The organism is Roseateles saccharophilus (assembly GCF_031458095.1).
Classification (GTDB): Bacteria; Pseudomonadota; Gammaproteobacteria; order Burkholderiales; family Burkholderiaceae_C; genus Pelomonas; species Pelomonas saccharophila_A.
Genome location: NZ_JAVDXU010000001.1, coordinates 1,793,534 through 1,807,620, shown reverse-complemented (window position 1 = coordinate 1,807,620; position 14,087 = coordinate 1,793,534). Strand labels below are relative to the sequence as shown.

The window sequence follows — 14,087 nt, the reverse complement described above, 5'->3', positions numbered from 1 at the left end:
GGAAGCATGGGAAAAGTCACCGGCTTCATGGAGTACGAGCGCCTCGAAGAGGGCTACGAGCCCGTCGTCGCTCGCGTCAAGAACTACAAGGAATTCGTCATCGCGTTGAACGTCGACCAGGCCAAGCAGCAGGGCGCCCGCTGCATGGACTGCGGCACGCCGTTCTGCAACAACGGCTGCCCGGTCAACAACGTCATTCCGGACTTCAACGACCTGGTCTACAAGGGCCGGCCGGAAGACTGGAAGAACGCCATCACCGTTCTGCACAGCACCAACAACTTCCCGGAGTTCACCGGCCGCATCTGCCCCGCGCCTTGCGAGGCGGCCTGCACGCTGAACGTCAATGACGACGCCGTGGGCATCAAGTCCATCGAGCACGCCATCATCGATCGCGCCTGGGCCGAGGGCTGGGTGCACGCCCAACCCCCCAAGGTCAAGACGGGCAAGAAGATCGCTGTTGTCGGCGCCGGCCCGGCCGGCTTGGCAGCTGCTCAGCAACTGGCGCGCGTCGGTCACAGCGTCACCGTCTTCGAGAAGAACGACCGCGTTGGCGGCCTGCTGCGCTACGGCATCCCGGACTTCAAGATGGAGAAGTCCCATATCGACCGCCGTGTCGAGCAGATGAAGGCCGAGGGTGTGGAGTTCCGCACCGGCGTCATGGTCGCGACCCTGCCCGAGGGCAGCAAGGTCACCAACTGGGCCAAGGAAACGGTCACCGCCGATGAGCTGAAGGCGCAGTTCGACGCCATCGTGCTGACCGGCGGCGCCGAGCAGTCGCGCGACCTGCCCGTGCCCGGTCGCGAACTCGCCGGTGTGCATTTCGCGATGGAGTTCCTGCCGCAGCAGAACAAGGTCAACGCCGGCGACAAGCTCAAGGGCCAGATCACGGCTGCCGGCAAGCACGTCATCGTCATCGGCGGCGGCGACACCGGCAGCGACTGCGTCGGCACGAGCAACCGCCACGGCGCCAAGAGCGTGACCCAGTTCGAGCTGCTGCCCCAGCCGCCCGAAGTGGAAGACCGCCCGCTGACCTGGCCCTACTGGCCGATCAAGCTGCGCACCTCCTCCAGCCATGAAGAGGGTTGCGAGCGCGAGTTCGCCATCGCCACCAAGGAATTCATCGGCGAGAAGGGCAAGTTGACCGGCGTCAAGACCGTGCGGCTGAAGTGGGAAGGCGGCAAGATGATCGAGGTCGAGGGCAGCGAGCAGGTCCTCAAGGCCGACATCGCCTTCCTGGCCATGGGTTTCGTGTCGCCGGTCGCCACCATTCTGGAAGCCTTCGGCGTCGACAAGGATGCCCGCGGCAACGGCAAGGCGACGACCGAAGGCGCCAACGCCTACAAGACCAATGTCGACAAGGTCTTCGCCGCTGGCGACATGCGCCGCGGCCAGAGCCTGGTGGTCTGGGCCATCCGCGAAGGCCGCCAGGCCGCCCGCGCGGTGGACGAATATCTGATGGGTTCGACGACGCTGCCGCGCTGAAGGCGCGTCAGGGCGCTGACGCCGCGACGTCGATATCGCGCGGTGGCGGCGCAGTACCGGCCAGACAGCGCGATACGTCGCGCGCGGCGCCAGGCAGCCAGGAGAGTTTGGGCGCGGGAGTGTCCGGCTCGAAACGGATCTGCAGGCAATACGCCGAGCCCAGGCCGGGCTTGAAGCGCGCCTGCCTCAGGCCGATCTCGGCCAGCTTCTGGAAGCCCAGCGGCGGCACGGCCGTGCCGGGCGGGCTGGCCATGCTGATCTGCCGTGGGTTGCCGTCCGCCTCCAGTTCGACATAGGCACGCAACTGCACGCCATCGGCCGGCAGCGGTGCATCAGGAAAGCCGATGCGCGGTGCCGCCGCTTCGAAAACGGGCGGTTCGGTGTCGGGAGGGCCTACTTCGGCCGCGGCCGGAGGTTGGGCCGATGCGGAAGCCACCGCCACCTGGGCCGGGGCGGGGGCCGGTGTGGGCTCGGGCTCGGGCAGGGGCGGTGGCTCGGCAGGGGCGGGCGTTTCGATGGCGAGCCTTGCGGTCACGGCCGGCGGCGCGCTTGCGCCTTGCCGGCCCGCCCGCGGACCGGTGGGCCCCAGCAGCAGGGCGGCATGGGCGGCCAGCGCGAGGGCTGCGCTGACCAGGACCGGTTTGCCGCCCTTCACGGCCTCATTCACCTCATTGCTGCAGCAGGTCGCGCCAGGACAGGCGGCGCGTCGCGTTGGACGTGCTGGGCGTCGGCGTCGGCGCCGACACGGTGCTGTCGTTGGACAGGCGGAACAGGCTGATGACCTTGTTGTTCGGCAACTTGATCAGGGCCGGCCGCGTGGCAATCGCGTCACCCAGAGAGACGCTGGCGACGCCCCTTGCCGAATCGACCGCCGCGCCGGTGCGGTAGTCCAGGAAGTTGGCCCAGCTGCTGCCACCCACCTTGCAGACGTTGCCGGATTCGATGATGTTGGACGTGACGACCAGGGTGCCCAGTGCCAGCTGCGGGTCGGTGTTGACGCGCTCGCGGCTCTGGGGCAGATCAACGAACCAGCCGCCATTGCTCGCCAGGTTGACCGGATTGGGAGCAGCCACCTTGCGAACCACGTCGCCGCTGGCGCAGGCGTTGGAGTTCGCCGGGCAGGTGCCGGCGGTCAGGGTCTGCTGCACGAAGGCGTTGGCGGTCAGGCGCGGGTCACCGATGTCGGTGCCATTCATGTTGTCCTTGATGCCATAGATGGTCTGCGCGCTCGTATCGGTCAGGTCGGTCTGGCCCAGATAGCGGCCGGTGCCGACGAAGACCATGGGATAGGTGCCAACCAAGCCGAGCTCGGGGCGCGACGTGATGGGCTGGGCGATGCCGGTGCTGGACTTCAACGTGGCGATGCGCTGGGCGTCATAGCCGGCGGCACCGACGTTGTCGTTGACGTCGAAGCGCCAGAGATTGCCCATGTTGTCGCCGGCGTAGACGCGCACGATGGTGTTGTCGAGGTCGCTGTTCTCCACCCAGCCGCGGATATGGGCCAGGCCGGAGGGCGTGGAGGTGCTGCCCATGCCGGTGCTGATGCTGCGGATCAGTGCGCCCGTGGCGGCGTTGACGACATAGAGGCGTCCGACGCCATCGCCGGGCGACACATTGTTGTAGCCCGAGGCGAAGATGACGACCCAGGTGCCATCCTCGAGCTTGCCGATTTCCGGCTTGCCGACGGTCAGGCCGAGGTTGGTGTCGGTGAACTCCCAGAGGGCCTTGGGCGCGGTGGGGTCGGTCACGTCCAGCGCGTAATAGCTGCGGCCACCCGCGCCCAGGCCGGCGACGAGGATGCTGCGCCAGGCCCCATTGATATAGACGTCCTGCACCACGGGCGTGCCGTCGACGCTGTACTGGTGTTGCACCGCGTACTGCTTGTCGGCCAGCTTGTAGAGATTGGGCAGCACGGCCGTCGGCATATAGGCCCAGACCTCGTCGCCGGTGTCGGCACGGAAGGCGTGCAGCATGCCGTCGTTGGCGCCGACATAGACGACGCCCTGGCGTGTGGACACCGTGGCCTTGAAGGTGTCGTAGTCGGCATCGTTGTAGTTCACCAGGGAACTCGACACGTAGACGGCCTCGGAGTTGACGATGTCGCCCAGGCGGTGGGTGCGCTGGCGGAAGTACTTGGTCGCGACCGTCACATCGCCTTCGTTGGTGCGGTCGCCGCGCAGGAAGTCGACCAGGGGCTGGCCGGCCGCCGCGGCCTGGTCGGAAGCCGACACGCAGTAGGGACCGAAGGCGCAGAACTGGCTCAGTGCACGGCCGGTGGTGGTCACATAGGCCAGCGAGAAATAAGCCTGTTCGGTGGCGGTCAGCGAGCCCCAGTTGAAGGCCTTGAGCTTGTCCGCGGCGCCCGCCGAGAACAAATAGATGTTGCGCGAGGTATTGGCGTCCAGACGCTCGCTGGCCGACCAGTCGTAGGCCCCCGACTGGACCACGCCAGTGTCGATGTCCAGGCGTTGGCTCCTGAGTTCACCCGACCATTCGGAGGAGATGAAGTTGGAGATGAAGACCTGGTTGTCGCCGGCCGAGACGTTGGGGTTGCTGGTCGTGGCCGCCGCGGCGGCGCCCACCTGGCCGGCCAGGGAATTGATGGCGCTGGCCAGGCCGGTGTAGAGCGACGTCGGGTTGGAGGCGCTGAAGTAGGTGCCGCCGCCGTTGACGGCTGCATGCCAGAGGTCGTCGATGGTGGTCAGCGTGTTGCTGACCGGCGTCGGCCAGTTGCAGTCGCCACTGCTCTGCCAGCTGCAGACGCCGCCGTTGGGCGTGGAGCCTTCCTTCACCGCATGAAAGTCGCCACTCGTGTCGGTCAGATAGGTGGGCGAGAACTGCATATAGCCCGAGGCACCCAGGCCCAGGGTGAAGGTCTTCATCTTCTGCAGCAGGATGTCGGGGGAGGTATTGCCGTTGCCGCAGACATCGGCATTGGTGCCGCTGTAGCTCTTGCACTCGTTGGCGCCGGTCGTGCCGGTGCGCAGGTCGGTGTTCAGGTAGTAGGCGGCCACGTCGGCCAGGGTGTTGCCGGTGGCCGAGCCGTCCAGCATCGGCCGCACCAGGCTGCCGTCCTGGTCGCCCATCTCGGTGCCGTCCAGCTTGGTCGGGTTCGAGGTCTCGTTCCAGAAGCCGTCGGTGGACAGGATGGTGAAGTTGCGCTGGCAGGAATACTGGACCGGGTCGACCGTGGTCACGCCGTTGAGCGTGGTGCCCTGGGAGTTGATGGGGTTGTACTTGCCGGCGTACAGCTTGCCGGCCTTGGACAGGGCGCTGCGCAGCGGCGTCGAGTTGTTGGGAATGGCGGCGGTCAGCTTGTTGAACCAGTTGGTCTTCTGGTTGTAGGCCGGCGAGGTGCGGTTCTCGAAGGTGTCGAGGTTGAGGAAGTCCGTGCCGGTGTTGTTGTTGATGCTCATGTAGCCGACGCGGCGGTTGTTGCCGACAGCACCGAAAGCCAACGCGGCCGAAGACTTCATGGACTGCATGCGCGAGTGGTAGTAGGTCCACCAGTTCGCGAAATTGGTCATCTCTTCGTCATAGGTGCAGTTGCCCGCCGCCCTCGCGGAGGCGATGGCTGCACAGTCGTCCCGGGTCCTGGGCCGTGCATAGCTGGTCGTCGACGAGACGATGTCGACGCGCTGGAAGCTGCCGCCATAGATGCCGGGCGTGGCAGGAACGGCGGCGGCATAGCCGCTGAAGGCCGGGTTGTTGTTGTCCAGCGGGAAGGTGCAGTTCGTCGGCGTGCGCGTGAAGGAGATCTGCGCTGTCGTGTTCAGGCCGGCGGGCGCCGTGATGGTCACCGTGCGGCCGCTGTTGCTGGTGGAGGCCGTGTAGCCGCTCGCCGGATTCTTGTTGTTGATGGAGTCGCGGATGGCATTGCCGATGGTGCCGCGGTTGGTGCTGGAGGCCGTGGCCGTGCCCATCAGGTTGAGGCCGCCGACGGTGACGGCCGTGACCTGGATGCTGCAGCTCGTGTTGGCGGTGATCGTGAACGTCGCCTTCGCGCGCACCTCGGGCGAGCCGGCCTGGCCGGCATTGAAGAACTTGGTCGGGAAGCGGGCGTAGGAGAAGACGTTGTTGCGCGTGGCCTGGCAGGCGTTGGCGGCCGGGGCGGTGGCGCGCGAGTCGGCGTCGGTCTTGCACCAACGCAGCGGTGCGGCATAGACGTATCCGTTTCCGGCGGTGCCAGAGCAGTCGCGCAGGTCGACACCGTTGCAGTACTCGGCGGCGACGATGTTGTAGTAATGCGGACCGAAGGGGCGTGCCAGGGTGACCGACGGGTTGTCGGGGGCGCCGGTGGCCACGGCGCCGGTGCCGGTGGCGACGGTGGCGTGGAAGACCGTGTAGGCCTTGCTGTTGACGGTGCCGGGCAGGATGTAGTTGTCGTTGCGCAGGCAGTCGGTGTAGCTGCTGTCCACGCACCATTCGGTGTCAGGGAACTGCGTCGTCAGGTTGATGGAACCGGTGTTCTGGACGTTGTAGGCGTCGTTCTTGACCGAGGTCCAGTTGGACGTCTGCGTACGCGTCTGGCTGGGCCAGTAGGTGTTGTCGGCCTTGATCGGCGGCTTGTAGTTGACGGCGGGGTCATAGGCCAGGCCGTTGAAGCTGGCGGCCAGGAAGGGCGGTTGTCCGCGCAGGCTGCCGAAGGGGGCGGCACCCGTCCAGCAGGCGGCCGAGCTGTTGCCGCCGATGCAGCAGGTGTTGTTGAAGTTGCCGCTGTTGACCGGCGTGGCGCCGCTGCTGCGGCACAGGGCCGGGTCGGGGCTGCCGTCACCGTTGATGTGGTCGGGCAGGAAGTCGAAGTTCATCGAGCCCGAGTCGTCGAGGATGAAGAGCAGGTTGGCCTTGACCGAATCCTGCGAGGTGACGATGAGGGGGGACTGCGAGACGTCGATGACGTCCGCGTTGCTGAAATGAGCCGTGGCCGTCAGCAGCACTGCCAGCGCGGCGCGGATCAGGGGGCGGGGCGATCGGAACACCATGATGACCTCGATGTGGTTCGGGTGCGGCCGCTCAGATGGCGACCATGGTCTGGATGAAGCTGGTGGCATTGCGCGGGCCCAGCACACGCACCGTGATGCGGTAATAGACCTGGCTGGCTTCCTTGAGCTTGAGGCTGCTGGACTTGCTGCTGGTCTGGATGGCGGCGGGCAGGACGGGCGCCGCCTCGCAGCGGCTCACCGAGGGCTCGCCGGCATTGGCGCAGAGGCGGTGGATGACGAAGGAGACCTGGTTGCCGGCGGCATCGACGGGCAGGTTGTTGACGACATTGGCCGTCGTCAGGGTCTGCCAGAAGGCGTCCCAGGTCTGGTTGGCCGGCGGGTCGGCCCGCGTCGCCACATAGGCATAGGGCTCGCCCGTGCCCCTGACGATGTTGCTGTAGAGCTTGTTGGCCAGGCTCAGCGTCGCGACATTGGGGTTGGGCTGCTCCAGCTCGCGTGTGCGCTGCTCGAGCCAGGCGATGGCGGTTTCCACGCCGACGTCGGCCGCCTGCACGGCGGCCTGCTGGTAGGCGAGGTTGCCGGCGACGCGGTTGCTGCCGAACACGCCGCGCATCAGGCCGACGGCGGCGAGCGACATCGCGGCGAGCACGACGAGGGCCAGCACCAGCACGAGACCGCGCTGGCCGGCTTGGCGGAGGGGGCGAGCGTTCAGGGGGGGCATGATGTGAAGGCCGCGGCGGTGGCGGCGGGCGTGTTGCGCAGCGGCACGGTGGTTTCGAAGGTCCGGTAGCGGTAGCGCCGCCAGTCGGGGTCGGTCAGCGAGACGGATGCGGCGCCTGCCCACGTCGGTGCGGACGCGGTCACGTCCTCCTTTTCGGCCTGGCGGCTGCGGGCGACGAGGACGAGGCGTAGGCCGACGATGCGTGACCATCCGCAGTAGGTCGGCGTCGCCGTCGATACGGTCTGGCTGTAGCTGTCGGCCACGGCGTCGCGCGGCGTCGAGGTGTCCTGGGCATACTCGGCACGCAGGCTGACGATGCCTTCGGCGACATCGGTCCAGTTGGCCGGATCGGCGCTCGTGCAGTCCTGGGTCATGAAGTCGCAGGCGGTCAATTGCCCCGAGCGCACGGCGTAGGCCACGAAGCGGGGCGCGCGGCCCAGGTTGAACAGGGTGCCGTTGGACGCATTGGCCATGCCTTGCGTGACGGTGACCGACGTCGATGTCGGCGCGGCAGCCAGACTTGTCAGGGTCAGCACACAGGGGCTGGCCCGGCTCTGCGGTGCGGCGACGACGCGGTCGCCCAGCTGGTAGGCCTGGGGCGCCGTCACGGCATAGGTCGCCGCGCCGGGCTGGGAATTGATCAGGCCGCCTTCCGGCGCACCCCAGCCCGAGCCATAGCCGATCAGCAGCACGTCGGTGTTGTCCTCGCCATCGGGAATGCCGGGCGGGTTGATGATGACGGGCGCCAGGTTGGCGATGCTGCGGGTGCTGGTGAGGTTGAGTTGGCAATCCAGCATCTGCTCATTGCTGAAGCCCTGGCCGGCCTGGCGCAGGTCGCGCTGCAGCAGGCTGACGGCGATGGCGCCGGTGGTCTGCGCGTCATCGCCGCCGCTGGTGTTGCGGCGCTGGCCTTCCGAGACCTTGAAGACCTGCATGACGACGACAACGGCGGCCATCGCGACGACGATGCCGACCATCAGCTCGACGAGGCTGAAGCCCCGTACGCGGCGGTGAAAGTGGTGGCGGCGCATCACTTGATCTCGTTGGTCAGCACGAAGCTGTGGGCGGGGTCGCCGGACGGTTCGCCGGGCGCCTTCCACTGCATCGTGATGGTCACCCGGGTGCTGGGCGTCAGGCCGACGGGGGCGACGGTGGTGTTGCCGACGATGGCATTCAGCGGGTTCACCTGAGTCAGGATGACCGTGGGTGGATAGGTGTCGGCCCCGGGCAGGGCGGCCAGGACCTTGGTCTTCCATGCGCGGTAGCTGGGGCCGCCGCCGGAGGTGCTGGTGAAGGCCGCGTTCAGCGTCGTGTAGTTGCGGTCGGCGACCCACATCTGGCCGATCAACTCATTGGCCAGCAGCGTTGCGTCGATGCGGTATTTGGACTGGCCGGACTGCTTGATGGCATTCGCCTGCAGGCCGACGAGGCCGAGCACGCCGAGGGAGAAGATCAGCAGTGCGATCAGCACTTCCAGCAGCAGGACGCCGGATTGGGAGCGGCGGTGGTTCAGCATGCTTGGGGGTCGCTCGAGGCGGCAGCGGGGTTGCACATGCGCACCAGGCCACCCGGGTTGATGACGATGCGCAGACAGGTGACCTTGCCGCCACTGGCCACGCACGTGCCGCGCGTGGTGGCGGGCGTGATGTCGATGGACACGTTGGCTGCCGCCGTCGCCGGTGCGATGGGCACCTGGCGGCCGAGGCCGTTGAAGATGATCTGGCTGGACCCGGCGGCGACGACGATGCCGGAGCCGGTTTCGGCGGCGGCGCGCACCTGCAGGATGGTGGGCGCGACCGTGTCGCTCGGCGTGGCGTTGCAACGGGTTTCGACCGAATCATTGGCGTCGGTGGTCACCACGTCGACCAGCCAGTTGGCGCTGCTGGTGCTCAGGGCGCAGGTGGCGTCCAGCGAGGTGGTCAGCTGAAAGCGCACCTGGGTGTTGCGCGTCGTGGCCTCGCTGCGGGCGTATTGCAGGCCGGCCAGCATGCTCTCGGCCGTCGAGCGGATGCGCGTGCCGGTGATCCAGGTGCCGAAGCTCGGCGCGGCCATGGCCATCATGACGCCCATGATGACGACGGCCACGACGAGCTCGATCAGGGTGACGCCGCGCTGACGCATGGGGTTTAGCACGAGCCGTCCTTCTTGGCGACCCAGCAGGTGGTGGACGTGGTCCAGCCGGTCGGCACGGCCGTCGTGGCCTTGGCGCCGGCCTGGGTCACCGTGTAGGTGAAACCCGCCATCGAACTGCGGCCCACGGCCTGCAGGGTGTAGGCCGTGGCGGTGGCGCTGCCGGTGACGCAGGAGAAGGTGTAGTACTTGCTGGTCGTCGTGTCGGAGCTGCAGGCCGGCGCACCCACATAGGTGCGGTTGTCCTGATAGAACTGTTCCATCTGCACCTGCTTGCCGGCGAGGCCCGAGGTGGCATCCGGAATGCGGCCCCTCGTCACGTAGTCCTTGTATTGCGGGATCGCCACCGCAGCGAGGATGCCGAGGATGGCCACGGTGATCATCAGCTCCACGAGGGTGAAGCCGCGATTGGCGAAGGAGGGGTTGTGGCGGGGCATGTTGGCGCTTTGCATGGCGGGTGGAAGCTATTTTGGTAGCGAGGGGCGTCGGCGCGATACCGCTTGTCGCGAAGCAACGAACGCTGGTCGCGGTCGCGCGGCGATTCGTGAACTGGCGCACGTTTGGCGGGCCAAAAACAGTCGTTCGGAGGGTTGACCGAAGCAAGTGGACGTAACAGCGCGCTGCCCTGACCCTTGAGCTGTATCGGCAGGTTGACGGGCTTGTCGAGGGTGAACCCCGGGGTTCTCGGTGTTTCCCCTATCATGGCGCCCTTTCTTCCGCCCCGGCTCGCAGCCTGCCCGCGTGAATCAATTGGCAACCGCACCTCTGATCGAACTGCGCAACGTCAGCGTCGGCTACGGCGACCGCGTGATCCTGGACGGCGTCAACCTGAAGCTGGAGCGCGGCAAGGTGCTGGCGCTGATCGGCACGTCAGGGGGCGGCAAGACCACGGTCCTGCGCCTGCTGGGCCGCCAGCTTCGCCCCATCAGCGGCCAGGTGCTGTTCGATGGGCAGGACCTGGCGCCGCTGGACTTGCAGGGCCTGTATGCCGTGCGCCGGCGCATGGGCATGCTGTTCCAGTTCGGCGCCCTGTTCACCGACCTCAGCGTCTTCGAAAACGTCGCCTTCCCGCTGCGCGAGCACACCGACCTGCCCGAGGCCATGATCCGCGACCTGGTGCTGATGAAGCTCAATGCCGTCGGCCTGCGCGGCGCGCGCGACCTGCTGCCGAGCGAGATTTCCGGCGGCATGGCCCGGCGTGTCGCCCTGGCCCGCGCCATCGCCCTGGACCCGGACCTGGTGCTCTACGACGAGCCCTTCGCCGGCCTGGACCCGATTTCCCTGGGCGTGGCCGCCCGGCTGATCCGCGACCTGAACGATGCGCTGGGCCTGACCAGCATCATCGTCTCGCATGATCTGCACGAGACCTTCGAGATCGCCGACGTGGTAGCCATGGTGGCCAATGGCCGCGTCGTGGCCCAGGGCACGCCGGACGAATTGCGCCACAGCGACGACCCGCTGGTGCGCCAGTTCGTCGGCGCCGAGGCCGACGGGCCGGTGCGCTTCCATCAGCCGGCCCGACCCGTGGCCGAGGATTTCGGGGTGGCGACATGATGAGCCTGGCTGCCAATATCGGACTGGGCGTGCGCCGTCTGCTCGCCGACTGGGGCGCCTCGGCGCGGCTCTTCTGGGCCTTGCTGGCTGCCTCGCCGCGGGCGTTGATGCGCTTTGTGCTGGTGCGCGAGCAGCTCTTCTATCTGGGCAACCGCTCGCTGCTCATCATCGGCGTGTCGGGCCTCTTCGTCGGCTCGGTGCTGGCCCTGCAGGGCGACTACGCGCTGCAGCGCTACGGTTCCCGCGAGGCCGTGGGCCTGTTGACGGCGCTCAGCCTGGTGCGGGAGCTGGGGCCGGTGGTCACGGCGCTGCTGTTCGCCGGCCGCGCCGGCACCTCGCTGACGGCCGAGATCGGCCTGATGAAGGCCGGCGAGCAGCTCACCGCCATGGAGATGATGGCCGTGGACCCGGTGCAGCGTGTGCTGGCGCCGCGCTTCTGGGGCGGGCTGATCGCGATGCCCTTGCTCGCCGCGGTCTTCTCGGCGGTGGGCATCATGGGCGGCTGGCTCGTCGACGTGCCGCTGCTGGGCATCGACCCCGGCGCCTTCTGGTCGCAGATGCAGGGCGGCGTGGACGTGTTCAAGGACGTCGGCAACGGCGTCATCAAGAGCCTGGTGTTCGGTGTGACGGTCACCTTCATCGCGCTGCTGCAGGGCTATGCCTGCCGTCCCACGCCGGAAGGCGTGTCGGCGGCGACCACGCGGACCGTCGTGCTGTCGTCCCTGGCCGTGCTGGCCCTGGACTTCATGCTGACCGCCATGATGTTTTCGATTTAGGGAGAAGGAAGGATGCAATCCTCTCGTTATGACGCCTGGGTGGGTCTGTTCGTGCTGATCGGCGGCGCGGCCCTGCTGTTCCTGGCGCTCAAGGCCGGCAATCTGCTGAGCCTCAATTTCGATGCCACTTACCAGGTGTCGGCGCGCTTCGACAATATCGGCGGCTTGAAGCCCAACGCGGCGGTCAAGAGTGCCGGCGTCGTCGTCGGCCGGGTCGAGTCCATCAACTTCGATGACAAGACCTTCCAGGCCAAGGTGTTGCTGAATCTGTACAAGACCACCCAGTTCCCCAAGGACAGCTCGGCCAAGATCCTGACCTCGGGTCTGCTCGGGGAGCAGTACATTGGCCTGGAGCCCGGCGCTGACGAGAAGAACCTCGCCGGTGGCGATGTCATCAAGCAGACCCAGAGCGCCGTCGTGCTGGAAAACCTCATCGGCCAGTTCATCAACAGCAAGGCCGCCGACATGGGCAGCGCCCCGGCGACCCAGCCCGCGGCGTCGGGGGGCAAGCCGTGAGCCAGATCTTGCGCATGCTGGTCGTGCTGGCCCTGGCCCTGGGCCTGGCCGGCTGCCAGACGGTGAAGGGGGTCGGCAGCCGCATCGAGCGGGCGGTCGACAAGGTCATGGGCTCCAAGGGCCAGAGGCTGGATCCCTGGGAATCCTGGAACCGCAAGGTCTTCGCCTTCAACGAGAAGCTGGATGAGACCGTGCTGAAGCCCGTGGCGACGGCCTACACCGAGATCGTGCCCTCGCCCATCCGCACCGGCATCGACAACTTCTTCGGCAACATCGGCGACGCCTGGTCGGCGGTGAACCTCTTCCTGCAAGGTCGTTTCAAGGCGGGTGTCGAGCAGGGCATGCGTTTTGCCGTCAATTCGACGCTGGGTCTGGCCGGTGTGCTGGACATCGCCACCGAGGCGGGCCTGGAGAAGAACAGCCAGGACTTCGGCAAGACGCTGGGCAAATGGGGCATGGGTACCGGCGCCTACATCGTCTGGCCCTTGTTCGGCCCGTCGTCGGTGCGCGACTCGCTGGCCTTGCCGGTCGACTGGCAGGCCTCGCCGGGCGTGATCTTCGACGACGGCCGCAAGAAGGTCGCGATCACCGCCCTCAGCCTCATCAACACGCGCTCCAACTTCCTGCGCGCCGGCGAGATGCTCGATGGCATCGCATTGGATAAATACACCTTTTACCGCGATGCCTATCTGCAAAGGCGCGGCAGCTTCGATGATGACGATGAGGTCGAAGTGCTGGTGCCGGGCAATGGGGCTTCGGCTCCGGCGGCTTCGGCTCCGGCGGCTGCCGCATCGGCCCCCGAGGCCGCGGCCTCCGAACCCAGCGTGAAGCGGCCCGCCGAACCGGCCTCCGCCGCATCGCGCTGACCCCCTGTGCGAACGGTTACTTGCCGAGAGCCAACCAAAATCCGGGCTGACGCGTTGAGCGTCCGTCCTGTTCAGTGAAAGCGACACCATGACCTTGTTGACCTCCCTGCGCCGTCTGCTGACTGTGGCCACCCTGGGCCTCGGTCTCGTGCATGCCACCCATGCGGCCGACGCCGGCGCCCCCGACCAGCTGATCCGCGGGCTGTCCCTGGAAACCATCGAGGCCGTCAAGGCCGACAAGGACATCCAGGCCGGCAACATCAACAAGATCATTGCCCTGGTGGATGCCAAGGTGATGCCCCACGTCAACTTCCAGCGCATGACGGCCTCGGCCGTCGGCCGCTTCTGGCGCCAGGCCACGCCCGAGCAGCAAACCAAGCTGCAGGCCGAGTTCAAGACCCTGCTGGTGCGCACCTATGCCGGCGCCCTGACCCAGGTGAAGGACCAGACCATCGGCCTGAAGCCGCTGCGCGCCCAGCCGACCGACACCGAAGTCGTCGTGCGTACCGAGATCCGCGGCAAGGGCGACGCCATCCAGCTCGATTACCGCCTGGAAAAGGCCGGCGCCGAATGGAAGATCTATGACGTCAATGTGCTGGGCATCTGGCTGGCGGACCAATACCGCAACAGCTTCGCCCAGGAGATCGGTGCCAACGGCATCGATGGCCTGATCAAGAGCCTGGCCGACAAGAACGCCAAGGCCGGTGGCACCGCCACCGCGGCCAAGAGCTGATCTTGAGCGGCCTGAAGCTGCCCAATCCGCTGCGCATGGATGGCGCCCGCGCCGCCTGGGCGCAGATGTCGCCGGCCCTGCGCGCCGAGGCCGCCCAGGTGCTGGCGGCAGCTGGCCGCGAGGTCAGGTTGTCGGCCGCCGGGCTGACGGATTTCGACTCGTCAGCTCTGAGCCTGCTGCTGTCCGCGGCCCGTCAATGCAGCGAGCAGGGCGCCACGCTCAAGCTCGACGATGCCCCCGACAAGCTGCGCGAACTGGCGCGCGTCTACGGGGTGTCGGAGCTGTTCTGGGGGCCAAGCCCTTCCGCACAAGCTTGAGTCAAGAAAGACAAAGCCCGCCTGAAAAGCGGGCTTTGTCCCTTCCAGC

At 67.1% G+C, this 14,087-nt stretch carries 14 protein-coding genes; 7 read left to right on the top strand and 7 right to left on the bottom strand.

Annotation, left to right across the window (positions count from 1 at the left end; genetic code table 11):
- Positions 1-6: 6 nt before the first annotated feature.
- A complete protein-coding gene (locus tag J2X20_RS08355) occupies positions 7-1,482 on the top strand; it encodes a glutamate synthase subunit beta (protein ID WP_310263298.1) in 1,476 nt (491 codons plus the stop codon).
- 7 nt (positions 1,483-1,489) lie between these two features.
- Here J2X20_RS08355 and J2X20_RS08350 read toward each other — a convergent pair whose 3' ends face one another.
- Genes J2X20_RS08350 through J2X20_RS08320 form a run of 7 tightly spaced genes read right to left on the bottom strand, consistent with a single transcriptional unit; the run spans position 1,490 to position 9,713 of the window.
- On the bottom strand, positions 1,490-2,149 hold the full coding sequence (locus J2X20_RS08350) for a hypothetical protein (RefSeq protein ID WP_310263295.1): 660 nt from the start codon (positions 2,147-2,149) through the stop codon (positions 1,490-1,492).
- A 1-nt stretch (position 2,150) separates the two neighbouring features.
- Positions 2,151-6,464 (bottom strand): pilus assembly protein, encoded by a 4,314-nt coding sequence (locus tag J2X20_RS08345; RefSeq protein ID WP_310263294.1) that lies wholly within the window; start codon positions 6,462-6,464, stop codon positions 2,151-2,153.
- A gap of 31 nt (positions 6,465-6,495) precedes the next feature.
- Positions 6,496-7,146, bottom strand: a complete 651-nt coding sequence (locus J2X20_RS08340) for a PilX N-terminal domain-containing pilus assembly protein (RefSeq protein ID WP_310263292.1) — start codon at positions 7,144-7,146, stop codon at positions 6,496-6,498.
- Positions 7,134-8,177 (bottom strand): PilW family protein, encoded by a 1,044-nt coding sequence (locus J2X20_RS08335; protein WP_310263289.1) that lies wholly within the window; start codon positions 8,175-8,177, stop codon positions 7,134-7,136. Before J2X20_RS08335 ends, J2X20_RS08340 begins: the two co-directional genes overlap by 13 nt.
- Positions 8,177-8,662 (bottom strand): type IV pilus modification PilV family protein, encoded by a 486-nt coding sequence (locus J2X20_RS08330; RefSeq protein WP_310263287.1) that lies wholly within the window; start codon positions 8,660-8,662, stop codon positions 8,177-8,179. Before J2X20_RS08330 ends, J2X20_RS08335 begins: the two co-directional genes overlap by 1 nt.
- Entirely contained in the window at positions 8,656-9,279 is a 624-nt protein-coding gene (locus J2X20_RS08325; protein ID WP_310263285.1) for a GspH/FimT family pseudopilin, read from the bottom strand. Before J2X20_RS08325 ends, J2X20_RS08330 begins: the two co-directional genes overlap by 7 nt.
- On the bottom strand, positions 9,273-9,713 hold the full coding sequence (locus tag J2X20_RS08320) for a type IV pilin protein (protein ID WP_310263284.1): 441 nt from the start codon (positions 9,711-9,713) through the stop codon (positions 9,273-9,275). Before J2X20_RS08320 ends, J2X20_RS08325 begins: the two co-directional genes overlap by 7 nt.
- Before the next feature lie 313 nt (positions 9,714-10,026).
- Here J2X20_RS08320 and J2X20_RS08315 point away from each other — a divergent pair, with 313 nt between their 5' ends.
- The 6 genes from J2X20_RS08315 to J2X20_RS08290 all read left to right on the top strand — a co-directional run bounded on the left by J2X20_RS08315 (position 10,027) and on the right by J2X20_RS08290 (position 14,038).
- Positions 10,027-10,830, top strand: a complete 804-nt coding sequence (locus tag J2X20_RS08315; RefSeq protein WP_310263282.1) for an ABC transporter ATP-binding protein — start codon at positions 10,027-10,029, stop codon at positions 10,828-10,830.
- Positions 10,827-11,606: a lipid asymmetry maintenance ABC transporter permease subunit MlaE gene (mlaE, locus tag J2X20_RS08310; protein ID WP_409034141.1), complete on the top strand. Its 780-nt coding sequence runs from the start codon at positions 10,827-10,829 to the stop codon at positions 11,604-11,606. The genes J2X20_RS08315 and mlaE overlap by 4 nt, the downstream gene beginning before the upstream one ends.
- Positions 11,607-11,618: 12 nt before the next feature.
- Positions 11,619-12,122 carry an outer membrane lipid asymmetry maintenance protein MlaD gene (mlaD, locus tag J2X20_RS08305; RefSeq protein WP_310263279.1) on the top strand — a complete coding sequence of 168 codons (504 nt, stop codon included), beginning with the start codon at positions 11,619-11,621 and terminating at the stop codon, positions 12,120-12,122.
- Positions 12,119-12,988, top strand: a complete 870-nt coding sequence (locus J2X20_RS08300; protein WP_310263278.1) for an MlaA family lipoprotein — start codon at positions 12,119-12,121, stop codon at positions 12,986-12,988. Before mlaD ends, J2X20_RS08300 begins: the two co-directional genes overlap by 4 nt.
- An 88-nt stretch (positions 12,989-13,076) precedes the next feature.
- The gene (locus J2X20_RS08295; RefSeq protein ID WP_310263276.1) at positions 13,077-13,721 is read left to right on the top strand and encodes an MlaC/ttg2D family ABC transporter substrate-binding protein; all 645 of its coding nucleotides are present in this window, start codon (positions 13,077-13,079) and stop codon (positions 13,719-13,721) included.
- A 2-nt stretch (positions 13,722-13,723) separates the two neighbouring features.
- The gene (locus tag J2X20_RS08290) at positions 13,724-14,038 is read left to right on the top strand and encodes an STAS domain-containing protein (protein WP_310263274.1); all 315 of its coding nucleotides are present in this window, start codon (positions 13,724-13,726) and stop codon (positions 14,036-14,038) included.
- Positions 14,039-14,087 lie beyond the last annotated feature (49 nt).

Bases quoted from the DNA above. Each gene is read 5' to 3' on its own strand.
- J2X20_RS08355 (WP_310263298.1), top strand. From the start codon at position 7: ATGGGAAAAGTCACCGGCTTCATGGAGTACGAGCGCCTCGAAGAGGGC.
- J2X20_RS08345 (WP_310263294.1), bottom strand. From the start codon at position 6,464: ATGGTGTTCCGATCGCCCCGCCCCCTGATCCGCGCCGCGCTGGCAGTG.
- J2X20_RS08340 (WP_310263292.1), bottom strand. From the start codon at position 7,146: ATGCCCCCCCTGAACGCTCGCCCCCTCCGCCAAGCCGGCCAGCGCGGT.
- J2X20_RS08335 (WP_310263289.1), bottom strand. From the start codon at position 8,177: ATGCGCCGCCACCACTTTCACCGCCGCGTACGGGGCTTCAGCCTCGTC.
- J2X20_RS08330 (WP_310263287.1), bottom strand. From the start codon at position 8,662: ATGCTGAACCACCGCCGCTCCCAATCCGGCGTCCTGCTGCTGGAAGTG.
- J2X20_RS08320 (WP_310263284.1), bottom strand. From the start codon at position 9,713: ATGCCCCGCCACAACCCCTCCTTCGCCAATCGCGGCTTCACCCTCGTG.
- mlaE (WP_409034141.1), top strand. From the start codon at position 10,827: ATGATGAGCCTGGCTGCCAATATCGGACTGGGCGTGCGCCGTCTGCTC.
- mlaD (WP_310263279.1), top strand. From the start codon at position 11,619: ATGCAATCCTCTCGTTATGACGCCTGGGTGGGTCTGTTCGTGCTGATC.
- J2X20_RS08295 (WP_310263276.1), top strand. From the start codon at position 13,077: ATGACCTTGTTGACCTCCCTGCGCCGTCTGCTGACTGTGGCCACCCTG.